Origin of the sequence: Rhodopirellula halodulae (assembly GCF_020966775.1) — a bacterium.
In the GTDB taxonomy this organism is placed as follows: Bacteria; Planctomycetota; Planctomycetia; order Pirellulales; family Pirellulaceae; genus Rhodopirellula; species Rhodopirellula halodulae.
Map to the genome: position 1 here is coordinate 843896 of NZ_JAJKFV010000029.1, position 23304 is coordinate 867199.

Annotated in this window: 21 protein-coding genes and 1 tRNA gene; 13 read left to right on the forward strand and 9 right to left on the reverse strand. The window is 55.7% G+C overall.

The annotated features are described in order from the left end of the window. Positions 1-60 precede the first annotated feature (60 nt). From LOC70_RS16035 to LOC70_RS16065, 7 genes are all read left to right on the forward strand, one after another. A complete protein-coding gene (locus tag LOC70_RS16035; RefSeq protein WP_230255015.1) occupies positions 61-1155 on the forward strand; it encodes a hypothetical protein in 1095 nt (364 codons plus the stop codon). A gap of 186 nt (positions 1156-1341) precedes the next feature. Continuing rightward, positions 1342-2625, forward strand: coding sequence for a tetratricopeptide repeat protein (locus LOC70_RS16040; protein WP_230255016.1), 1284 nt, complete (start codon positions 1342-1344; stop codon positions 2623-2625). 151 nt (positions 2626-2776) lie between these two features. Beyond that, the gene (gene rsmG, locus LOC70_RS16045; protein WP_230255017.1) at positions 2777-3466 is read left to right on the forward strand and encodes a 16S rRNA (guanine(527)-N(7))-methyltransferase RsmG; all 690 of its coding nucleotides are present in this window, start codon (positions 2777-2779) and stop codon (positions 3464-3466) included. A 108-nt stretch (positions 3467-3574) separates the two neighbouring features. Next, positions 3575-4486, forward strand: coding sequence for a sulfate adenylyltransferase subunit CysD (gene cysD, locus LOC70_RS16050; RefSeq protein ID WP_230255018.1), 912 nt, complete (start codon positions 3575-3577; stop codon positions 4484-4486). 64 nt (positions 4487-4550) lie between these two features. Beyond that, a complete protein-coding gene (locus LOC70_RS16055) occupies positions 4551-4958 on the forward strand; it encodes a four helix bundle protein (RefSeq protein WP_230255019.1) in 408 nt (135 codons plus the stop codon). Positions 4959-5004: 46 nt separating this feature from the next. Then, positions 5005-6948 carry a sulfate adenylyltransferase subunit CysN gene (cysN, locus tag LOC70_RS16060; protein WP_230255020.1) on the forward strand — a complete coding sequence of 648 codons (1944 nt, stop codon included), beginning with the start codon at positions 5005-5007 and terminating at the stop codon, positions 6946-6948. Beyond that, positions 6945-9131 (forward strand): M3 family metallopeptidase, encoded by a 2187-nt coding sequence (locus LOC70_RS16065; protein ID WP_230255021.1) that lies wholly within the window; start codon positions 6945-6947, stop codon positions 9129-9131. The genes cysN and LOC70_RS16065 overlap by 4 nt, the downstream gene beginning before the upstream one ends. Before the next feature lie 91 nt (positions 9132-9222). Here the strand turns inward: LOC70_RS16065 and LOC70_RS16070 are convergent, their stop codons facing one another. Continuing rightward, positions 9223-9876, reverse strand: coding sequence for an RNA polymerase sigma factor (locus LOC70_RS16070; protein ID WP_230256170.1), 654 nt, complete (start codon positions 9874-9876; stop codon positions 9223-9225). A 238-nt stretch (positions 9877-10114) separates the two neighbouring features. On the opposite strand from LOC70_RS16070, the gene LOC70_RS16075 reads away from it, so the two are divergent. Continuing rightward, a complete protein-coding gene (locus LOC70_RS16075; protein ID WP_230255022.1) occupies positions 10115-12388 on the forward strand; it encodes a serine/threonine-protein kinase in 2274 nt (757 codons plus the stop codon). A 31-nt stretch (positions 12389-12419) separates the two neighbouring features. Here LOC70_RS16075 and LOC70_RS16080 read toward each other — a convergent pair whose 3' ends face one another. Both LOC70_RS16080 and LOC70_RS16085 read right to left on the reverse strand, forming a co-directional pair. Then, the gene (locus LOC70_RS16080) at positions 12420-13160 is read right to left on the reverse strand and encodes a hypothetical protein (protein ID WP_230255023.1); all 741 of its coding nucleotides are present in this window, start codon (positions 13158-13160) and stop codon (positions 12420-12422) included. 132 nt (positions 13161-13292) lie between these two features. Further along, positions 13293-13715: a hypothetical protein gene (locus LOC70_RS16085; RefSeq protein WP_230255024.1), complete on the reverse strand. Its 423-nt coding sequence runs from the start codon at positions 13713-13715 to the stop codon at positions 13293-13295. Between the two features lie 434 nt (positions 13716-14149). Here LOC70_RS16085 and LOC70_RS16090 point away from each other — a divergent pair, with 434 nt between their 5' ends. The 4 genes from LOC70_RS16090 (at position 14150) to LOC70_RS16105 (ending at position 18406) form a co-directional block, all read left to right on the forward strand. Further along, positions 14150-15097: a hypothetical protein gene (locus LOC70_RS16090; RefSeq protein WP_230255025.1), complete on the forward strand. Its 948-nt coding sequence runs from the start codon at positions 14150-14152 to the stop codon at positions 15095-15097. A 79-nt stretch (positions 15098-15176) separates the two neighbouring features. Beyond that, positions 15177-16403 (forward strand): S1 family peptidase, encoded by a 1227-nt coding sequence (locus tag LOC70_RS16095; protein WP_230255026.1) that lies wholly within the window; start codon positions 15177-15179, stop codon positions 16401-16403. A 126-nt stretch (positions 16404-16529) separates the two neighbouring features. Continuing rightward, entirely contained in the window at positions 16530-17501 is a 972-nt protein-coding gene (locus tag LOC70_RS16100) for a hypothetical protein (RefSeq protein WP_230255027.1), read from the forward strand. 107 nt (positions 17502-17608) lie between these two features. Next, the gene (locus LOC70_RS16105) at positions 17609-18406 is read left to right on the forward strand and encodes an alpha/beta hydrolase (protein ID WP_315857269.1); all 798 of its coding nucleotides are present in this window, start codon (positions 17609-17611) and stop codon (positions 18404-18406) included. Here the strand turns inward: LOC70_RS16105 and LOC70_RS16110 are convergent. Together LOC70_RS16110 and LOC70_RS16115 are read right to left on the reverse strand one after the other, a co-directional pair. Continuing rightward, positions 18381-19079, reverse strand: a complete 699-nt coding sequence (locus LOC70_RS16110; RefSeq protein ID WP_230255028.1) for an RsmD family RNA methyltransferase — start codon at positions 19077-19079, stop codon at positions 18381-18383. The two genes, LOC70_RS16105 and LOC70_RS16110, sit on opposite strands and share 26 nt — an antisense overlap. Positions 19080-19300: 221 nt before the next feature. Further along, entirely contained in the window at positions 19301-20407 is a 1107-nt protein-coding gene (locus LOC70_RS16115) for an ABC transporter ATP-binding protein (protein ID WP_230255029.1), read from the reverse strand. Between the two features lie 284 nt (positions 20408-20691). Between LOC70_RS16115 and msrB the strand changes: the two genes are divergently transcribed. Then, entirely contained in the window at positions 20692-21276 is a 585-nt protein-coding gene (gene msrB, locus LOC70_RS16120) for a peptide-methionine (R)-S-oxide reductase MsrB (RefSeq protein WP_230255030.1), read from the forward strand. Between the two features lie 19 nt (positions 21277-21295). On the opposite strand, the gene rplK is transcribed toward msrB, so the two are convergent. The 4 genes from rplK to LOC70_RS16140 all read right to left on the reverse strand — a co-directional run bounded on the left by rplK (position 21296) and on the right by LOC70_RS16140 (position 23254). Next, positions 21296-21721, reverse strand: coding sequence for a 50S ribosomal protein L11 (rplK, locus tag LOC70_RS16125; RefSeq protein WP_230255031.1), 426 nt, complete (start codon positions 21719-21721; stop codon positions 21296-21298). A gap of 206 nt (positions 21722-21927) precedes the next feature. Further along, positions 21928-22605, reverse strand: a complete 678-nt coding sequence (gene nusG / locus LOC70_RS16130; protein ID WP_230255032.1) for a transcription termination/antitermination protein NusG — start codon at positions 22603-22605, stop codon at positions 21928-21930. Next, a complete protein-coding gene (gene secE / locus LOC70_RS16135) occupies positions 22602-23060 on the reverse strand; it encodes a preprotein translocase subunit SecE (RefSeq protein WP_230255033.1) in 459 nt (152 codons plus the stop codon). Before secE ends, nusG begins: the two co-directional genes overlap by 4 nt. A 121-nt stretch (positions 23061-23181) precedes the next feature. Next, positions 23182-23254: transfer RNA gene (locus LOC70_RS16140), tRNA-Trp, on the reverse strand. Between the last annotated feature and the right edge of the window lie 50 nt (positions 23255-23304).

The following is a 23304-nucleotide window of genomic DNA, read 5'->3' on the forward strand; positions in this document are numbered from 1 at the left end:
GCGGTATATTGGGCGGTCCTGTCTTCCCCCCTTTGTGTCCGTCGCTCCGAGGAGTTCCGAATGCTGGATGCATCCACGCACAGTCGCCGTCGTTTTCTTCAGTCTTCCGCCGCGGCAGTCGTTTCGATTGGGGCCGCGAATATTTGGACATCCAAGCGGACGGCCGCACAAAACGTGATCGGTGAAGGCGACCACACGTTCCACTTCAACCACCAGTGGGCTCAGCTACCTGACAAGTATCACTGGCAAATCACGCACAACGTGGCCGTCGATCCCGACAACAATGTCTACGTGATTCACGAGGGGAACGCGAAATTGGCGGAGCATCCGTCCATTTTCGTCTTCGATGAAAGCGGCAAGTTCATCCGGGCGTTCGGGCAACAGTTCCAAGGCGGTGGGCACGGGATCGAAGTTCATCTCGAAGACGGCACACCGTACCTGTATGTGACCGGGTATCAGCAGACGAAAACGATCGCCAAAATGTCGTTGGACGGCGAATTGGTGTGGCAAAAGTATGCCCCCATGCAGGCTGGGGCCTACGCGGCGGACGAGGCGAGCAACCCGTCGCAGATCTGGGGTCGCGATCGGTTCATGCCCACGAACTTCGCCTTTCTAAATGATGAGTTTCTAGTCGCGGATGGTTACGGCAGTTTCCGAATCCATCGCTATGACTTCGACGGAAATTGGAAGTCTTGTTTTGGTGGACCCGGTGGCGGAAAAGGTCGATTCAATACCCCTCACGGAATTTGGGTCGACCGACGCGGCGATGGCGATCCAGAAATCGTGATCTGTGATCGAGCCAACAACACACTGCAAACGTTCAGCGTGGATGGTCAGTATCGCAAAACGGTGCCCGGTTTTGGATTGCCCGCCAATGCGGACACGTACGGCGAATGGATGGTGATTCCCGAGTTAGTTTCACAGGTGTCACTGTTGGACCAGCATCACAACGTTGTCGTCAAATTGGGTTCGGACCAAGAGCGAATTCTGGCCGATCAGAAAGCCAACAACGGCTTCACGATTCGAACGGACGAATCCAAGTGGGAAGACGGCAAGTTTGTGCACCCGCATGACGCTTGTTTTGACAAGCAAGGCGATCTGTACGTGGCAGAGTGGGTATCGACCGGGCGAGTCACAAAGCTCACACGGGCTTGAGGACGTTTTTCCGGAAAAATCCGTTTCCACGCTAAAGTCGTTGAAGTTGTTCGAGTCGTTGGTCGATGAAAGCGAATGGAATGATCTATCAGATCGATTGTTCCATTGATTTGATTGACTCTCGTCAACTCGATCGAAGCCGGTTGCAACGATCGGCCGAGTCTGCTCCTCAACGAAGTGTGAAACATGGACGCCACACGTCAGCCAGCAAAACAATCCAAAAACCGTGCTCCCAAACGTGAGTGGATGCTCTCGTTGGTGGTGGGCGGTTGCCTCACGCTGACTTCGACCGGTTGTGCTTCTCGATCGATGTCCTTGGCGTCGATGAATCCGTTCGCCGGAAAGGGAACGGCTACGGTGAGCGAGCCCAACGAAGGACCGAGCATGTTGGCGTCCGCCGGAGACTCGGTTGGCAAAGCCGCATCGGGTGTCGGCCAAGCGACCAAAGGTGCTTGGAGCAAAACAACCGGAACGGTTGCAGGGTGGTTCGGTCGCGATGCTGAAGAAGGCAGCGTTGATCCACTCTCGTTGGAAAACGAGCCCGGTCAACTGGAGCCGGATGTCTTGGTCGCCAACGGTCAATTGTGGGAGTCGACTGGCAACCTGACCAAAGCGATGGAAAGCTATTCGCAAGCGTTGAAAGCGTCGCCCAGTCATGGTGCGGCTTTGACCAGCGTTGCTCGATTGCATTTCCGTGAAGGCAACCATTCCAAGGCGGCCGAGTTCTTTCAAAAGGCGATCGCACAAAATCCCAACGACGCTGCGTTGTACAACGACTTGGGTTTGACGCTCGGAAAATTGGGCCAGCACGGCATGGCGGTTCAAACGTTGTCGCGAGCGTTGCAGTTGGCACCCGGAACGTCTCGCTACGCCAACAACCTGGCCAGCGTGCATTTCGAATCGGGGCAAACCGAGCAAGCCTTCAAAGTCTTGACGGCCAACAACAAGCCCGCTGTGGCGCACTTCAACATGGCGTTCTTGCACTACAAGAAGGGCCAAAACAACGACGCACAAGTTCACCTTCAACAGGCGATCACTCACGAGGGGGCCGCGACGGGCGATCCGGCGACCAAGCGGGCCGTGGATCGTTCGCGAGAAATGCTGGCTCAGTTGAACCCGGGAATGGGAACGATGCCAGCCGCAAACATTGCTTCGGCCGGTCCCAATACGGCGGGTCCAGGTGCTGCGGCAGGTCCTGTGGCGACGGTCGCGGCTGCTCCGGCACACCAAGCCAACCAAAAATTGCCTAGCTACGCGACTCCGCCCAGCTACGCTCAGTCCAACGTCAGTCAGCCCGCTGCGACACAACCGGTGGTTCCTGGCAACAACTCGGCGGTGAACTACGAGGACGCGGAGACCAAGGCAGCGGAAAAGCCAGCCACCGAGCAGGCTCCTGCCACTCAGCCGAAGGCGGAGGAAACCAAGGATAGTGGGGCCGAATTGCCGATGAACTTCAGCTTGCCCGAGTGATTTCGGGCTGAACCTGTGATTTCCCGATCGGGGCGCCTTCTGTTGAAAGGGCCCCGAATGGACGTTCATCGGGCGTTTTTGATGTCTTTCGCGGGTTCTGGACCATTGTTCCGCTACCCAGCCGCCACGCCCCCTGGTATCACCTGCGGGCATGATTGAAGCAGAATTCAAAACGGCACTGGAACAGTTTGGTCTCGACCTCGATGAGCCTCTCGGGGAGTTGCTGCAGCAGTATGCTCAGACGCTTTGGCGGTACAACGAAGAGATCAACCTTACTCGGCACACGACCTGGGACTTGTTCGTCACCCGGGATCTTCGTGATTGCCTGCAATTGGCTCAATTGATCCAGCCCGGCGAAGAGGTATTGGATTTGGGCAGCGGCAATGGTGTTCCTGGGATTCCCCTGGCAATGCTCCGCCCCGACGTGGACGTGTCGCTGGCTGAATCAGTCGGAAAACGTGCCAAGGTCCTGGACGAGCTGGTCACCGAGTTGAACCTGCCTGTGCCGGTCTACGCCGCTCGCGGAGAAGATCTGTTGGAAGATTTTCGATTCACCACCATCGTCAGCCGTGCCGTTGGAAGTCTTCTGAAATTTTGCCGCTGGGTCGAGCCACACTGGAGTCAGTTTGATCGTCTGTTGTTGATCAAAGGGCCGAAGTGGGTGGAGGAACGCGGTGAGGCGCGGCATTACGGCGTCTTGAAAGGCCTGGATCTTCGCGTTGTCGCGACCTACCCGCTGGGGAGTGCCGCTCCTGAAATCGCAGAAGTAGCGGACTCGGACGATCCCGACGCCGCGGACACTAGCCGTGGTGTGATCCTGGAACTGACCAAGAAACGCTGAGACTGCAGGACTGCGAGGGTTCCGCCTGGAACCAATCTCGGCGCCGTTTATACTGCCTCGCTTGATGACGCAGCGAACCCGATTCGTTTCACTCTTTTCGAAGAATCTATGTCCGATTACAGCCTCACCCACCTGAAACAGCTCGAGGCCGAAAGCATCCACATTTTCCGAGAGGTCGTCTCGGAATTTCAGCGTCCCGTGATGCTGTATTCAATCGGCAAGGATTCCGCCGTGTTGCTGCATTTGGCTCGCAAGGCGTTTCATCCGGCCAAGTTGCCGTTCCCACTCTTGCACGTCGACACGACGTACAAATTCAAGGACATGATCGACCATCGCGAGCAGTACGTTCGCGGAACGTTGGGTTTGGAAGTTTTGGTGCACATCAACCAAGAAGGTTTGAAAGCCAACATTCCACCGTGGGAAGACAGCGAGCGTCACACGGAATTGATGAAAACCGATGCTTTGAAAGCGGCTCTGGACCAGTATCAATTCGACGCTGCGTTCGGTGGAGCCCGCCGCGACGAAGAAAAAAGCCGAGCCAAAGAGCGTGTTTTCAGCTTCCGCGACAAATCACACCGTTGGGATCCAAAGAACCAACGCCCCGAATTGTGGAACCTCTACAACGGCCGCGTGAACAAAGGCGAGTCGATTCGGGTGTTCCCGATGAGTAACTGGACGGAATTGGACGTGTGGCAATACATCCACATGGAAAACATTCCCATCGTTCCGCTCTATCTGTCGGCACCTCGAAAGGTCGTCAACCGCGACGGTTTGTTGTTGATGCGAGACGACGATCGGATGCCGTTGCTGCCGGGCGAAAAAGAAGAAACGAAAATGGTGCGTTTCCGAACGCTAGGCTGCTACCCACTTTCCGGTGCCGTGGAAAGCGAAGCGACCACCTTGCCCGAAGTCATCCAGGAAATGCTGCTCACCCGAACCAGCGAACGCCAAGGCCGAATCATCGACCAAGACGAAGGCGGCGTCGGCATGCAAAAAAAGAAAGAACGCGGCTACTTCTGAGTGCCAAGCATTTAGTACTGAGGGCTGAGTTAGTTTGAGAAAAGCGGGCTTTCACTTCGAGGAATTGGAGATTTGGCGACGCGGCGTCGCGGTTGGACGTCGCCTTTGCCGAGTTGCGGATTGCTTGGAAGAACGTCGACAGTATCGTTTTGCAGAACAACTTAGAGCCGCAGCACTTTCAATCAGTAACAACATCGCAGAAGGTTCCGGAGCATTTTCGAATCGTGATTTCGCCAACTTCATTGCAATTGCACACAAGTCGACTTACGAGTGTGCCAGCATGTTGTTGTTTTTTTGCGAGGATGGATTGATCGAAAAGAATCTCATCGAGGATTTACTCGATGAGTTGAACCAGCAGACAAAAATGCAATTCGTGTTTCGTAAACGGTTATTGCAGCAGTCGCCTAATACTCCCGTCATTAAAGAGGATGCCGGCATTTACGATTTCAGTCAGTCATCACAGCTAGATTGAAACTTGCCGCTTCTCAGTACTCAGCCCTCCGAGCTCACAGCTTTCCATGTCTCATCAATCTGATCTGATCGCTACTGACATCGATGCTTATTTGAAGCAGCACGAGCAAAAGCAGTTGCTGCGTTTTATCACTTGCGGCAGCGTCGATGATGGCAAGAGCACGTTGATTGGTCGCTTGCTCTACGATTCCAAACTGGTCTACGAAGACGAACTCGCCAAAGTCCAAAGCGACTCGGTGCGGCAAGGAAGCGTCGCGGGTGGATTCGATCCATCGTTGTTCATGGATGGTTTGAAAGAAGAACGCGAACAAGGCATCACGATCGATGTTGCCTACCGCTACTTCAGCACCGCCAAACGGAAGTTCATCATCGCGGACACGCCCGGACACGAGCAGTACACCCGCAACATGGCGACGGGTGCCAGCACCGCTGACCTGGCGATCATCCTGATTGACTCCCGTCATGGTGTGTTGACCCAAACTCGTCGCCACTCGTTCATCGTCTCCTTGTTGGGGATCCGTCACGTTGTTGTGGCGGTCAACAAGATGGATATCGACGGGGTTGATTACAGCGAAGATCGTTTCAACGAGATCTGTGAAGACTATCGCAACTTTGCGACTCGCTTGGATCTGCCCGATCTGCACTTCATTCCGATCAGTGCGCTCAACGGAGACAACTTGGTCGAACGCAGCGAGAACATGCCGTGGTACACCGGCAGCACGCTGATGAACTTCCTGGAAACCGTTTACATCGGCTCGGATCGGAACCTGCAAGATTTCCGCATGCCAGTTCAGTACGTGAACCGGCCGAACCTGAACTTCCGTGGTTTCTGCGGAACGATTGCTTCGGGAATCATTCGCAAAGGCGAAGAAATCACGGTTCTGCCCAGTCGCCAAAAGTCAAAGGTGAAAGAGATTGTCACCTACGACGGCAATTTGGATGAAGCCTACGCTCCGCTGTCAGTGACGCTGACGCTGGAAGACGAAATCGACGCCAGCCGCGGCGACATGATCGTTCGAAGTGGCAACTTGCCACGAAGTGAGTCCGATGTCGAAGCGATGTTGGTTTGGATGAACGAAGAGGCGATGGTGCCTGGGAAGACTTACCTTGTCAAACACACCACGCAAACGGTTCCCGGCAACGTCGAAACCTTGGCTTACAAGGTCGATGTCAATGACTTGCATCGCATGCCAGCGCCAACGCTGGAATTGAATGAGATTGGACGGGTGCGTTTGTCGTTGTCGGCACCCATTCACATGGATCCCTATCGTCGCAACCGATCCACCGGCGCGATCATTTTGGTGGACCGCATTACCAATGCGACGGTCGCTGCCGGGATGATTTTGGACCGTGGTACAACCGGGGCTCATAAATCGGTTTGGGACGATGAAGTCTCCGCGGACGAATCGGGCGACGCGTTGTCGACGGTCACCTCCGAAGAACGCTCGGCTCGGTTTGGTCAAAAGCCGGCGACCGTCTTGCTGACTGGTTTGACCGGAAGTGGAAAGACCTCGATCGCACAAGCGGTGGAACGCAAACTGTTCGACGCGGGACGATCGGTCGCTGTCGTTGACGGTGAGTTTGTTCGTCGTGGTTTGAGTCGAGATCTTGGGTTCAGCGCGGAAGATCGCAGCGAAAACCTGCGACGTAGCGGTCACCTCGCTCACACCTTGAACGATGCGGGATTGATCTGTTTGGCATCGTTGGTGGCTCCGTCGGAAGACGTGCGCCAAAAGGTGGCCAAGCTGATTGGCGAAGACCAATTCCTGGTGGTCCATGTGGCGACACCGTTGGAAGTTTGCCGCGAGCGTGATACCAAGGGACAATACGCCAAAGCCGATGCGGGTGAGTTGTCGAACTTCCCAGGCGTCACCGCGGATTACGACGTCCCGTCCAACCCTGATTTGGTGGTGGACGCTTCGGCCGCTTCCATCGCGGAGTGTGCGGACTCAGTGGTCGAATTGTTGAAGTCCAAAGGGTTTATTAAATGAGATTCAGTGTTGTTCCGGCGAGTTTTCTTGCCGTGATCGTGTTGGTTCAACCTTCTTTTTCACAAGACCCCGCCGTGAACAACTCCTCCGCAACCGAAAAATCGCCTTTGCTTCAACCCTGGCCCGGACCCCATGGTGGCGTCCCGCCATGGAACGAAGTTCGAGTGAATGAGTTCGCAGAGGCCTTTGATGTCGCGATTGAAGAAGCCGAAGCGGAGATCGATCGCATTGCAAATCAGGATTCCGCACCCACGTTCGAAAACACGATCGTGGCAATGGAAACGGCCGGCGAGACACTTCATCGGTTGGAAGTCCTGTTTGATGTGCACGCTGGCAATTTGAACGTGGGTCCCATTCCGGATCTCGAACGCAGCGTTACACCGAAGTTGGCCGCCTATTCAGATTCGGTCACACAGAACGCGGCTTTGTTTGCCAGGATCGAAGCGATTCATCAGGACGTGTTTGACAAACAAACGGTCCAGCTCAACGACGATGCCAAGCGTTTGCTGGATGAAACCTTCAAGAGTTTCGTACGACGCGGGGCAAGGCTGAGCGACGAAGACAAAGCGAAACTGTCTCAGATCAATACGCGACTGGCTCGTTTGTTCACCGACTTCAACCAAAACGTATTGGAAGAAGAGAAAGGGCATGTGACCTGGATTGATGATGAATCGCGATTGTCGGGGATTTCGGAGTCCACTCGCGACGCAATGGCTGTCGCCGCGAAGGAAAAGGGTGGCAAAGCGAAATTTGCAGTGACCAACACGCGTTCGTCGATGGATCCATTTTTGACCAACGCGGACGATCGCGAATTGCGTGAGCAGGTTTGGCGGAACTATTACTTCCGTGCCGACCACGGTGATGAACACGACAACAAATCCATCATTCGGGAAATTCTGAACCTGCGAGCGGCACGAGCAAAATTGCTCGGTTACCCGACGCATGCACATTGGCGGATGGAATCAACGATGGCAGGGACGCCGGATCGTGCGATGCAACTAATGATGAAGGTTTGGCCGCACGCGGTGAAGCGAGTTGCGACGGAAGTGGCGGACATGCAAGCAATCGCCGACGCCGAGATGGAGGCCGCGGGGAAACCAAAGATCAAAATCGAACCGTGGGACTATCGTTACTACGCCGAAAAAGTCCGCCAGGACAAATACGATTTGGACATGGCCGAGGTCCGTCCGTATCTGCAACTGGATCGTTTGACGGAAGCCATGATGTGGTGTGCGGACGAACTGTTCGGATTTGAGTTTCGTCCGGTCAACGATCTTCCTGTCTTTCATCCCGACGTGACCGTTTACGAAGTCGTGCAAAAGACCGATGGCAGTCACGTTGGATTGTTCTACTTGGATCCCTTTGCTCGCGAAGGCAAACGCAGCGGCGCTTGGATGATGGATTATCGAGGCCAATCCGGATGGGAGTTGGATCCCGACGATTCCAATGTGCCAGTTCGCACTCCGATTGTTTCAAACAACAGCAACTTCGTGCCTGCCGCGGATGGCAAGCCTGTTTTGATTTCTTGGGACGATGCCACGACTTTGTTTCATGAATTTGGGCACGCGTTGCATGGGCTTTCCAGCCGAGTGCATTATCCGTCTCAGTCGGGCACCAACGTCGCGCGGGACTTTGTTGAATTCCCATCGCAGGTGCTGGAGCATTGGCTCTCAACTCCCGAAGTGCTGACGAAGTACGCAACCCACCACGAGACCGGTGAGCCGATGCCGCAGCAGTTGCTGGACAAGATCGAAGCGTCGTCCAAGTTCAACAGCGGATTCGAGACGGTCGAGTATTTGGCCTGTGCAATTCTCGATATGAAGCTGCATCAATTGAACGGTGACATCGACATCAGCGAATTTGAAAAATCTGCTTTGGACGAAATCGGAATGCCCGATGAATTGCCGATGCGTCACCGTCTACCTCACTTCAGTCACCTGTTCAGCAGTGACTCCTATTCGGCGGGCTATTACAGTTATCTGTGGAGCGACGCATTGACCGCAGACGCGGCTGAAATGTTCGAGCAAGCGGGCAGTTACTTCGATGAAGCGACCGCTTCAAAATTGTTCGACCACATTTTAAGTGTCGGTGACACGGTGGATCCGGCTGAAACGTATCGCAATTTCCGCGGTCGTGATGTTGACACGGAAGCCTTGCTCCGCAAACGCGGTTTCGCGGATTGAACTGAACGCATCAGTCGATGGCATGCGGGCTCTTGTTGAAAATGAACGTTCGCTCGGGTGAGGCGGCCTTTTCCATCGCTTTCACCGCGTCTCACCTGGTCGGACGATTGGCTTCCAGTTGTTTCTCGAGCTGACGCATGCTTCGAGACAAGAGCACGCGAATGGACACGTCTGTTTTTCCAAGTCGTTCAGCGATGTCTTTCGTGGGCAGCCCTTCAACGTAGCGTAGTCGAATCGCCGTCTGTTGCTCATCGTTGAGCTGTGAGATGGCTTGCGACATGGCGTTGAGGCGAATGTCTTGGCTAACGACCGCGCTGGGCGATGTCATGCTCGCCGCCAGAAGCTGTTCCATTCCCATCACGCTGGCGTCCCCGCCCGAGGCTCCGCCGCCGTGGATGGATTGTTGCCGTCCGGCATCGCGACGTTTGGCATCGAAGTGAAAACGGTGTGCATCGACGACTCGCCGACGTGCAATTTGTTGCAACCACTGCATCACGGAGTACTGGTCCAACGGAGCGGTGGGCAGACTAGAGATGGCGGCCGTCGCGACTTCCTGCAGCAAGTCGTCCACCTCCACCAAGGCCAACAAGTGTTCGCCGGTGATCGAATGGATGAATCGTGACAGAGAAGTATGTTGTTGCCCAATGAATTCGCCGAGTGCATCCACATCACGCTGGCGAATGCGGGCAATCAGCGGGTTCTGATCCGTCGATTCATCGGCGACAGAGTTGTCTTCGGAATTCATGTGACGTGATTCCAATGAATAGGGCAGTGAGGCGGCGATGATGCCTTCGCAGGCGATGTGTGGAGCGGCCCACACCGCGGGATACGCAAGTCCAGTCGGGCCAAACGCATCGTAAGATGCATGCCATCTTACCGAGGTGCTCGCTATCATGGGCACTGGTTGTTGATGCGCGTGCCAACTTAACAATCCCGTTACTGGCTGTTTCTGGTTTCTCACTCCGATTTTTTGGTCTCGCGTCATGACATCAAAATTGTCATCTCGAAACCGATCGTCCAGAACGGCGGATGAGTCCACACTCGATATGGACGCGATTCTGCTGGAGTGTTTGGAGAGTTTGGCTGAGTGCGAAGATGGCGGAACTCCTCAGCGTGTTTGGGAACTTTGTCCCGAATCTCTGCGGCAAGGTGCTCGTTCCGGAGACCGATCCGGACGATTTGTTTTGGTCGAGATGGTGAAGATGAGCATGGCGATTGCCGTGCAGAACGAAAGCCCCTGTTGGTTGCAGGACTACTTCGATGTCTTGCCCGATTGGTTCGATGCTAAATCCGCACCGTTTGATTTGGTCATGGAGGAAATTCAGCTGCGTCGAGAAAGCGGGCAAACGCCTGAGTTCGAAACGTATCAGCAAGGTTATCCTCACCTGCAAGAGTTCCTTCGTCCTTTGTTTTCCGGGGCGGAAGGAATGGATGTTTCCGTTGCGAAGACTCGACGGCGAGGTGTTCCCACCGAGTTCTCCTCGGGCGAAGTGGTGGATGATTTTGAGATCATTCAAAAGCTTGGCGAAGGGGCGTTCGCTCATGTTTATCTAGCGCGGCAGCAATCGATGTCCCGATTGGTGGCGTTGAAGGTATCGTGGGATACCGGCGCGGAGCCTCAGGCATTGGCCCAGTTTGATCATCCCAACATTGTTCGGGTGTTTGATCAGCGACGCGTGATCATTCGCGAATCGAAGGATGACGATGCGGAACTGCATCTGCTTTACATGCAATATCATCCTGGTGGCACCTTGGCGGAGGTGGTTCGCGTCATTCGTGAGCTGCCGCTGCATCAGCGATCTGGGAAGTGTTTTCTGCAGGCGGTTGATCAATCGTTGCTGGATTCAGCTCAGGTGGTTCCTGATCGATCGTCAACACGAGCTTGGTTGGCCTCAAGCGATTGGCCGAAATTGGTCGCGTGGGTTGGGATGCAATTGGCGGAAGCACTGCAAACCGCTCATGACGCCGGTGTGTTGCACCGGGATGTGAAGCCAGCCAACGTGTTGCTCACGGCGGAGGGCTTGCCACAACTGGCTGATTTCAACGTTGCCATGTCGGGGACGGCGGGGCGTGCCGGGGCGGCTTCTTCGATGGGAGGATCAGTCGGTTACATGGCACCTGAACATCTCAATGCGATGAGTCTCTCGCGCGAAGGTGGGCCGGAGCACGTGAAGGAAACGGCTGACTTGTATTCGTTGGCGGTTTTGTTGTGGGAGCTTTGGCAAGGCGCGCGTCCTTTCGACTGTCCCAAAGTGACCGAGTCATGGACCGAATTGTTGGAGACTCAGCACGAGGCACGTCACAGAGAATTGTTGGATCCGGAGCGTTTGGATACGCCTTCCGAACGAGTTCTGGAAAACGTTCTGAGAAACGCTCTGTCGGTTGATCCTGAAATACGTCCCGAGAACGGAGCTGCCATGGGAGGCAGTTTGCGTTTGGCCATGCATCCTGAGGCGGCCAGATTGTTCGATCCGAAACCAGGATCATGGACGCATTGGTTGGGGCGGTTTTCGCCATGGTGGTTGGCGATCTTTTCGATCTTGCTGCCCAACGTAGCGGCCGGGTTCATCAACTACTTTTACAACCACAGCGAAATCATGCCCGAGGAGATGCGTCCGAGCTTGGATGAGTTTGCCATCTGGGTCAATTCGGTCGCGTTCCCTTTGGGAGTTGGGTTGATCATCGTCTACACCCGCGCCTCGGCACGGGCGTTGAAGGCGTCCAGGAACGGCGAGCCAGTCGGGGAAGAAGAGTTGAATTCGATGTTGCGTCTTGGCTATCGCGCCGCTTCGATTGGAGGCACTTGTTGGTTGGTTGCCGGCGTGGTTTATCCGCTGCTCTTGAAAGCTCGTTTTGAGGAGTTCACCAATGGGCAGGCGGTCCACTTCTTTGCTTCGCTGATGATCTGTGGTGGCGTGGCAATGGTTTATCCATTGTTTGCGTTGAGCATTGTTGCCAGTTGCGTGCACTATCCGCGGATGATTCGACCGACCATGCGGGATCCCCATTTCGAAAGGCACGCTCAGAAGATGGTCGGTGACAGTGAATCCTTTTTGCTGATCGCGGTGGTGATTCCGCTGATGGGTGTGGCGTTGATTGTGTTTGGCGAAGGGCAAGCCAAAGAGTATCTGTTACTGGCGATCATCGCGGGAATGATCGGCTTGGTGGGGGCCTTTGCTGCGTATCGCGTGATCGTGCGAACGTGGCGAACTCTGGCCGAAGTCCTCGCCAACGAAACAACGGCCACGCCGCATTGAGGCATGACCGCTGTTTCGGAACACGTGATCCTCACTGCCCATCCGTTGATGCTTGCGGGGCCATCTGGTCCAAGGCCGAACGTAGTGGATCGGCCGTGGAAGCAACCGGTGCGACTTGGTTGGTCACTGGGGTGCTTGGCGTTGGCGTAGTGGCGGGGCCGGTCGCCGGGACAACGGCGGATTCCGCGGGAACGGTCTGTGTCGTTGTGACGCCGATCGTATCGGTCGACGTATCGATCGACGTAGCGGTCGTTTCCACCGACACCGCCTCGGTCACTTCGATGGGTAGCGAATCCATGGAAAAGCATTTGCGATTGTTCCATTCATTCGATTCGAAGAACTCGTCCCAGCTGTCAATCACGACCGTGAGATGTTGCATGCCAATGATCAGCCCGCCACGATTGCCCATGGCCAGCGTTTCAATGGGCAACGACACCTCCACCTGAAGTGCCCCTTGCGCGGGAATCTCACCAGCAACGACCGTTGTGTGAGGGGAATGTGGAAGGGCGCGACCCAATGAACCAATCGCTGTGACGTGGAAGTCTTTCACACAACGATTGCTGTGGTTGGCGATCACGATTCCAAAACGTGGGCCACAGGACTGATCAACGACGGGAAGTTGTTTGACATCGACGATTTCAAGATCGCCAATCTCTTCGGTTGGGACAACGAAGTGTTCTTGTCCCTGACAGATCACGATACCGATCGTGCAAAAGGCGATGAACAGAATCGCCGTGTTCAGTGCTTTGACTGAAAAGGAAGTGCGGTGCATGAGAATGGACCCTGAGTGAATGGCATGGTTTCATAAAAAAGCCCGGCACTCCGTTTGGCGGAGATACCGGGCAATGCTTGGTTGAGATGACGCTCGAGCCCTGCGGGAGAAGAGGCCATCAGGTGATTTGGATCACCAGCATCCCCAGTAGCTGGTGTAAACCGGGGTGTAGTAGTGGTGCACGACGGGCTTGTAGTGCACGACGGGGGTGTAGCTGTACGAGTAGCTGATGGGGCTGTAGTAGCTGTTGTAGTGCCCATAGCCATAGCTGCGATGGACGTAGCTGCGATAGCCATAGCTGCCGCGGAAGCGTCGGTAGCAGGCGGCGACCGCTTCTTCGGAATCCACTTCGTCGCCGTCATTCAGCAGCGATTCCACGTCTGCCATTCCCAGTTCGATGTCATTGTTGGTCGAAGCGTCGGTGGAGGTCAGTTTCGTGGTGTTGTAGTCGTTTGCGGCCAACATGGCCATCAGGTTGTCGTCGGCTTTGGCAGCGGTGCCAGCAACGCAGAAGGTCAAAGCCAAAGCAGCGGTGATCAGGGTTCGTTTGGACATCGTTCAGTCTCCGGTCTGTTTTTTTGCGGCGGATGAAGTTCGCCAGCGAGTTTGCCGCGTGTCTCGCTGTCGTGCGTCTTGTGACTGAACGACCAAGCGGAGGTGTCCGGAAGTTGTTACGAGGAAAACCCAAGAATCTCCCGTGCATCGCGAATGGATGCAGAAAACGCGGTGTTTTTGTTGTCAAGAAAATTCGGAAAGAACGGAAACACTGTCCGTCAACCGTTGAGTTAGTCAAATTTTGTCCTCGTACGAGCAAGGCGAAATACAGACATGCCTCACCTAAACGTGTTCGCCCAACGAGTGCAGCGACGCGAAAGGTAAAAAACTCCGCGAAACAGCTCGCAAACAGGTAACAGAGGGCGGACTTGTTCGCTTGGAAACTATCGCACCCGCGCGTGCGTCTGTTTCCTTTCTCTTTCGCGAGCAAGACCATGACCTTCTCCATCCAACGTTTCTGCTTCTGTGCTAGTTTCTTGATCGGGGGAACCCTGGTGTCGTCAGCGGACGACGAGTTGTTCTCGAAAGTCGATATCGAGTCTGTTTTCACCACAGCTTCCTCGACTCACGCTTCGGTGAAGTCGCAGGAATCGAATTTGTCCCTTGGATCTGGTCAGCAACCCAACGTTCGTGATTTGGACGATCTGTTCGATTTGGTTCGCCAGTTCGATCCTCAGGCGACTCGAGAACTCGGTACCGTTCGCCGTCAGCAAATGATCGGCGACATGAAGAAAACGGTCCGATTGACTGTCCAAGGCGACGCCGGCCGCGTGCTGATTGAATTGGAGCTTGTCGTACTCTCGGCCAAACCTGTCGCCAACGAACGAGATCTTTGGATCGGTTTGATGCAGGCCGCGAATACGGACGATTCGACATTCTTTGCGGTACGAAACGACGACGAGAATTCCCGTCGTCGATTGGTGTTGCGATCGAGTGAATCCAGCGTGGGAATGACGCGTGATTCCTTGCGAGACCGTCTCAAGGCGTTCGGCCAATTCGCGGTCGAGCACTCAGGATTCTGGCAGCCTCTCTCGGCGGCCGCCAAGCAGCCAAAAAAGCCAGCCGAGGAGGTCAGTCAGCCGGAACAGCCGAAGGAAAACGAGTTTTCTCTGATTGGTAACTGGGTCGCCACGCCCATCAAAGGGGAGGCGTACGCAATTCAATTTCAGGATGGCGATGCAGGTGAACGCCCGTTTCAGTTGGTTCACGTGAAGGACGGGAAATCAACGGTTTCGTCTGGGAAATACGGATTTCAGAGCGGTTCGTTGAGTTTGAAATCGGGCGAGGGCGCGCCGCTGACCAGCCCCCTGTCCTGGAAAGATGCCAACCAGTTTGAGCTGCAGATTGGGGCGGCCAAGGTTTCTTTCCAGCGACAGCCGTGATTTTCGGTAACACCCGTCTGCGTTGTCCGCTGAGTGAGTTGTAACCCGTTCCAAACCACCTGACCCTTGAGGTGATTTCATGTTTCGCTGCCGCCTGACTCGAACACTTCGAATCGTTTTTCATCGCTGGATGTCGCTGCTCTGCCCGGCTGTTTTGCTGGTGCTGGCGTCCCCAGCCTCCAACGCCATGGCGGGCGGGGAAACCTACCAAAAAGCATTGCCGTCGACGGTGTGGATCATCACGGCCAACGGCGAAGACCAAACCTCGACCGGTACCGGCGTCTTCATCGACACGGACCGAAAATTGGTGCTGACCAACGCTCACGTGGTCGGCGACAGCCGCACGGCCGTTGTTTTCTTCCCCGAAAAGAAGAACGGAGAAACGATGGTCAAACGCAAGGAATACCTCGATTCTGTGTTGAAACTCGCTCAGCCGGGCCGCATCGTCGCGGTCGATCGACGACGCGATCTGGCGCTGATCGAGTTGGCAGAGGTGCCTGAGCGGGCCGAAGCGATCACGTTAGCCGAAACCAGCGTCTCTGTTGGCGACTCCGTGGATTTGATCGGAAACCCAGGCGGATCAGATGTCCTGTGGGTCTACACCAGCGGCACGGTGCGATCGATTTATCAAAAGAAGTTCAAATCGGATCACGGCGAGCATGATTTCCGCGTCGTGGAAACGCAAACCCCGATCAAGCCCGGAGATAGCGGCGGACCCGTCGTGAACCAAAACGGCGAATTGATCGCGATCGCTCAGTCGTTCTCCCCTTCGCAAAATTTGGTCAGCTACTGCGTTGACGTTCAAGAAATCAAAGGGTTCGTGAACGGCCCGTGGAAAGCCGCCCCGCTGGGGACCAAAGCCGTCCTGAAAAATGCGGAAGTCGATTTTGAACTGCATTCGACCGGCCACTACGAGATCAAGCAAAAGTTAAGCTCCGGGGCGACTCAGTCGGTCTTCGTGGCCAAAGACACAGAGTACTTTCAGCGGGCCGATGTCCGCCGCGTGTGGTCGCTGGTTTCGGTGAGCCGTGACGAACCGAGCACCGAGCTGATGATGCGACTGATGCGTCAAAATTCTGCGACCAAGATTGGTGGATGGGTCGTCGAGAAGAACGGAAACGGTGAATTCCTCATCCTCTACGTCGCGAAATTGGATGCCACGGCTCCCGATGAAGCCGTTGCGGCCTCGATCGACTATGTGGCTCGCATCGCGGGAGCCATGAGCAAGCAATTGAAGTCTCAGGCGACGGAAGTCACCCCTGCTGAGACTCCTACCCAGACGCTGGCCTCGTGGCTGGCAAAGTGATTTCGGCCTCTAAAAAAGTTTCTGACTTTTCCTGTAACGTTCTCGCTGCCTCTTCGCTTGGCAGTTTGTAAGGCAACTCATCGCCAATCACTCAAGACAAACTTCCCAACGACCGGAGACAGAACGATGAAAATTCAAGCAAAGAAATGGATCTTGGCCGCTTCCGTGATCAGCACCGTGGCTGGAAGCACGATCGAAGCCGAAGCCTGCGGCGGAGCACGTCGCGGCGGAATTTCGCGAGTCGTATCGCAACTCCACTCGAGTCGTTCGGCAAGTCGCTACCGTACGCCAACGCCACGCTACTCGGCCCCCCACTACTCACAGCCTCAGCACTCGCAACCGCATCACTACGCTCAGCCCGCCCCGACCTATCGCTCCACTCCCGTCGGTGTTCCTGCAACGTCGATTGCACCGCAAACGGTTCAAGGCCAATTTGCCCCTCAAGCCGTGAGCCAGCCAGTCGCCCAGCCGCAAACCTTCGCGGCACAGACACCACAACAACGCGTGGCACAACCGCAGGTCAGTGCTTCTCAACCCGTCGCGGCCCAGTCGCAGCAAGTCGCCACTCAGCGGCAAGCGGCTCCGCAACAAGCTGTGTCTCAGCAACCTGTCTCGCAGCCCGTTGCGGCTCAACCAGCAGCGACCCAAGCTGCCGCCAACCAGCCCGCCGCCTCGGCGAAGGATTCCGCACTGGCCATGCTGGCATCGATCAATCAACGAACTGCCCAGCCGGCACAAGCGGCTCCTGTGGCTCAGGCACCTGCCAACACGCAGATCCCAAGCTTCGGCTCCGCCACTTCGGCTTCCAGCGTTCAACCCGCGGCCCAACCCCACGTTGGATCATGGAGTGTGACGCTTCCTGGCAACCAATCGGTTGCCTTGAAGCTGAACTCGGATGGTTCGTTCGTTTGGGCCGCCTCCAAAGATGGATCCACCAGCCAGTTCAGTGGGCAGTATGTGCTGAACAACGGCAGCTTGACTTTGGTTCGTTCGAACGACCTGCAGAAAATGGTCGGCACCTGGACCGCGACGCAGAGCGGCTTCGTGTTCCAAGTCGGTGGTGGCACCAACGGTGGCCTGAACTTCACCCGCTCGTGAGCTCGGAATGGACTATCATGCAGCGGTTTCTTGGTTCCGCTGCATGAGGTGTTTCGGTGCGACATTGGATTGGTTTTCGAATCGCAACGTTTGCGATTCTTTGCTCGTTGAGCGTCTCGGTTTCGGCACAGCAGTTGGACGCTTCCAAACTGAAAGCTGAAACGCAAACGCACCGCGATCTGCTCTACCGAACGGGCGACGACCTGACCGATTATCAAAGAAGTCGTTGCCGTTTGGATCTCAATCATCCCACCGATTCACCCGGTTTCTCAACGGTGGTTTGGTTTCACGGCGGCGGGCTGACCGGAGGCAACAAGACGTTTCCGGATGGTCTGAGGGATCAAGGCTTCGCGGTTGCCACGGTCAACTATCGACTGCATCCAAAGGTGGAGTCACCCGCCTACGTCGAAGACGCCGCAGCAGCGGTGGCTTGGGTGGTCAAGAACATCGCAGAGTTTGGAGGCGACCCGGATCGCGTGTACGTCAGCGGGCATTCGGCCGGCGGCTATCTCACCAGCATGGTCGGTTTGGACAAACGGTGGCTTGCCAAACACGATGTGGATGCGGATCGTCTTGCGGGTTTGATTCCCTACAGCGGGCACACCATCACGCACTTCACCGTGCGAAGAGAACGTGGGATCGGAAAACATCAACCCATCGTGGACGAAATGGCACCGCTCTTTCACGTGAGAGCCGATGCACCTCCGTTGTTGCTCATCACCGGCGACCGGACATTGGAAATGGTGGGACGCTACGAAGAGAACGCCTACTTATGGCGAATGATGCAGGTGGTCGGGCATCCCAACACGCAGTTGATGGAACTGGACGGTTACGACCACGGGCAAATGGCCGATCCCGCGCATCCGTTGCTGGTGCGATTCATTCAGGGATTGGAAAAGGACTGACCAACCCACAAACATTGCCCGGTTCCAAGAACGCGAGATTGGTGATGCCGTAGGTGCGGATGTCCCAATCGCCCGGCGGAAGTTGATCCGTCTCAAACGTGGTATCCGTCTCGACCACCAGCACGCTTCCCGGCGGGCCATATTGTTGAACTCGCGTGATAATTGCTTTTAGTTTTTTATAGTCTTCGGGGTCAGTCCACATCCGATAGGGAGGACTCATGAAAACGATCCAAGCGGTGTCATCCTCTGGTGTCGCGGGCTTCAAAAGCTGATCAGCCAATACAAACGCGTCGCCCGTGACCAAGCGGACTTTGTCTTCGATCCCAAGACGCTGCGTGGTGTCCCGAATCTGTGCGATCGCTTTCCGCATCGGTTCCACCAATACCGCCCGGGTGCAACCGCGGCTGATTGCTTCCAGACCCAAAACTCCTGTGCCCGCGAACAAATCAAACGCGATGGCTCCGCGGCAGGCACGGCCCAAAATGTTGAACAGGTTTTCCCGGACGCTATCACGCATCGGCCGAGTGAATTCTTCGCCGTGGTAAGTGACCGGGCGACCTCGCATGTCCCCGCCAATAATTCTCAGCTTGGTCGGCTTTCCGTCGGCGGTCCCACCCTTGGTGTTCCGCTGCTTGGGTTTGCTACGTCGATTGTTGGTGCGATTGGATTTCATCGAGGCATCGTAACCTAGGTTTCTGTCTTGCCACAGGTCGCACTTGCCACAGGTCGCGGCATCGTCCTGCTGTCGAAAACCGATCGCCACCGGTCATCGGCCAACAGTCGCTCCGCTATCCGTTTCGTCGATGAATTTGCGACCGACTTCCCGATACAAAAACACGCAACGCCCTGCCCTGCAATCTCGCCCGATGGATTGGTTCAGCGGTTGAGTCTTGGTCAGTGGGCAACGACCCTCAGTTCGGAGATTGGCACTCGACACAGGCATTCTGATCCGAAGTCGGTTGACGCTGACTCGGGAGAAAGCAAGGCGGTCAGCGTCTCCGAAAAACCGTCCCACGTGCAACGAAAACGCACCAGCATCCGAGAACCGAGGTCGCGTTGCTCCACCAGGGAAACCGGGAAGCACCACTCTCCGTTTTGAATGCCTTCGGCGGCACAGGTCCCGTGATCCGACAGTGAGGAAAGCCGGATCGCTTCGGGCCGCAGGAGCAAGAACCGTTGATTAAAATTCTTGCCATCGATCGTCTGCAGCACCTCGCCCAGTTCTGGACAGAAGACCAAGACGGCTTCCAGATCCAATCGATTGCATGGAGGTGACCCGAGTGCCAAGGCGACGGCCACCGAGTTCGGTTGGCGATAGATGTCTGCCGGAGCACCCATTTGAAGGATCGTGCCTTGGTCCATCACGACGATTTTGTCAGCCAAACGCATGGCCTCATCGCCGTCGTGAGTGACGTGGACAAACGTCGGCGATTCGGGAGCACTCGACAAATCGGCAAGGTGATCCAGCAGGTTCTCCGTTGCTGATCGATCGATCGCAGCCATGGGCTCGTCCAGCAAACACACCGCCGCTTTGCGAATCAGTGTTTTCGCGAGTGCGACGCGACGCCGTTGACCGCCACTGAGCGTGTCCGGTCGCCGCGACATCCAAGCGGGATCCAACTGCAGCGATTTGGAGATCCATCTCATCCGCTGGTTCACTTCCGCCGAAGAATGTCGTTGGCCGGGACTGGCTTCCACCGCAATCCGAAGTGTTTGCTCGACCGTCAAATGCGGGTACATCGTGTCATGTTGGAACAGCAATGCGACGTCCCGCTTGCGAGCCGCGAGAGAATTGACGTTATCTCCCTGAATCAAAACTGATCCGGTTGAGGGGGCGATCAGACCCGCGATCCCGTGCAGAAGCGTGCTCTTGCCACTGCCACTCGAACCCACGACCACGCAGTACTCGCCCTGCAAGAGGGACAGGTTGAAGTCCCGCACAACCGTCTGCGAACCCCGCTTGAGCGATAATGACGTGAGTTGTAGCGAGTGCGAAGGCATCGAGAATCAACCGCCGCGGTGGGCTGCTCCAGAAATAAGGTTGGCGACGCATTGTAACCCGTTGGCCGCCAGCTCTCGATTCATGAGCGGCAAACCGTGTCCCCCGAAAGGGCCGGCTTGGCGGCTTAGACGGGTGACGGCCCATTACAATGGAGTGTGTCCGGTGCGATGGCCTCTCAACTATCAGCGAGACAGGAACGAATCAGGGAGGATTGCATGTCGCATCAAGTGCGCTATCCCAGAACACAGGAACTATCCCACGACGTCCCGCCCGGAGAACGATCATGCCTCTCAAGCAACAAAAAACGTTCCGTCATTTCCAGGTGTTCGCAATCGCGATTACCTTGTTTGCCGCCGGTGGTCTGACCTTGCTGGCAATGGATTCCGAATCGAAAACGTCGGCCAAGTTGCTGAATGAGGAGGCAACGCAGGCAACGGATGAGGCCGGTTCTGCCGAAGAAGAATTTGTTCCACCGACGAAAGCGGAGCTGAGGAGAAAGCTCAATCGCATTCAGTACGACGTGACCCAGAATGCGGCAACGGAACCAGCGTTTCGAAACGCTTACTGGAACAACAAAAAGAAGGGCGAGTACCACTGCATCGTGTGCGACAAGCCGTTGTTCAAGAGCGACACCAAGTTCAAATCCGGAACCGGTTGGCCCAGTTTCTTCGAACCAATCGAAAAAGACGCGGTCGGATATGAGACCGACTACAAAATGTTCTTTCCGAGAACGGAAGTGCACTGCGAACGCTGCAAGGCACACCTCGGCCACGTGTTTGACGACGGGCCCGCACCGACTGGAAAAAGATACTGCATGAACAGCGCTTCGATGAAATTCATCGAAGCAAACTCACGCGAGGAGAAATGATTTCTCCCGACTTCGTCGATCAACCGTCGACGATGATGCCCATGCTGCGAGCGGTGCCCTCGATCATGCGAACGGCTTGATCGATATCGCGAGCGTTCAAGTCAGCCATCTTCTTTTGAGCGATCTCTTCGCACTGGGCACGGGTGACCGTGGCGACCTTGTCCTTGTTAGGAACGCCACTGCCTTTGGCGATTCCGGCCGACTGCATCAACATGGATGCGGCTGGTGGGCTCTTGGTGATGAAGTCAAAGCTACGGTCGTTGTAAACCGTCACGATGACTGGAATGGGTGTTCCGTTGTATTCCTTGGTTCGGTCGTTGAACTGCTGAACAAATTGTCCCAAGTTCACGCCGTACTTACCCAGCGACGTACCAACAGGAGGGGCGGGAGTGGCTTGACCGCCGGGGACTTGAAACTTGGCTTGGCCGGTGACTTGTTTTGCCATGGGTGTCGCTAATAGCTGGTAAGGACCGCAACGCTCGCGGTGCCCCTGTCGCATCATTCAAAGCGAACGGGGCGGAAATTCCGGAGTTTCGATGGGGTCAGGGTTGGAGGAATCTGTATTGGTTCAGTGGGGACGATCCTGAAGGGACCGAAATTCGCCGAAGACGAGCTCGGGCGAATGACGCATCTTATCCGAGATTTTGGATCCTACAACGGCTCGACTTGCCAGTGATCCAGTTCCATCGGGACGCTACGTCCAAAGATGTTGATGATGACCGTCACGCGGCCATTGGCTTCGTCAACCACGTCGACTTCGCCTTCTTGGTTCTCGAAGTTGCCCTCTTTGACTCGCACTCGATCGCCGACCTTGAATGGGATCGCGGTCTTGATCGGAGCTTCGTCCTCGTCTTCGACGGCGGGACGGTTGATGAACCGTTCGACATCTTCGGGTTCCATCGGCATGGGCTTACCAGCCGAGCCTGTGAAATCGCTGATACCGCCAACTTCACGGACCAAGAACCACGTGTCGTCGTTGATCGACATGTAGACCATGATGTAGCCGGGCAGCAATTTGCGTTTGCTGACACGGCGTTTGCCGTCACGAGTGAACGTCGCAACGTCTTCCGACGGGACAACGATGTCACCGAAGTACTCGCCCATGCCTTCCATGCGAACCTTCTTGCGAAGGGCTTCCGCAATGGAATCTTCGCGGTTGAAGGCGACTTTCAGGATGTACCAATCCATCGGTGACTCATCGTTCACTTCTGGTTTGGGAGGTTCGTTTGGATCGACGGGAGCCGGTGGTGGCGGAGCGGGCGCTTCAGAGGCGGATGGAGCGGCTTCGGTTTCTGGCGAGTCGACGTCTTTCACGTCTTCGTCACTCACGATGTGACTCCGATGAAGTTGAAGATGAATTGCCAGAGAACATCGAACAGGAACAATGTGATGGCAAGGAAGAAGATGGTGAAAATCACGACAACCGATGCGCGGATCAGTTCATCCTTGCTGGGCCAAGTCACCTTGTTCATTTCGGCTTCGACCGCGATCAAAAAATCGGCGAATCGGGGCCAGTTGACGACTCGGAAGCCAAACCACAGTCCTGCAGCGAGCAGAACCCCGGGGATCACACGAGCGGCCATGGACGCATCGCCCATCGTCGCGGGCAGAAACGTGTACAAACGCCAGCAACCCAAAGCGACGACCACCCAAACGGCGAGGGCCGTCAGTTGGCGAACGATCCGGCCTTGGTTGGCTTTGTACACACCGGCATGGAACAGTTCGCTGCTCAGCGAACTGCCCCCGGCGCCGGCCGTGCCGGATTGGGTTAGATCTTTGGACACCCGTGGACTCCTTCGTGAATTGATTCTGGTGTTGAGCCGGTTGGGTCAGGAGCCATGGGGCTCGAACCTCGACCGCAAACACATCCTGTCAATTGCGGTGGCGGACCAGAATTCTGGACAGCAGGGGCGGCGAGAGTCGAACTCACAACCGCTGGTTTTGGAAACCAGTGCTCTGCCAATTGAGCTACGCCCCTGAAATAGCGATAAGCCACTAGCTTTCGCTAACAGCTTATCGCTAATAGAC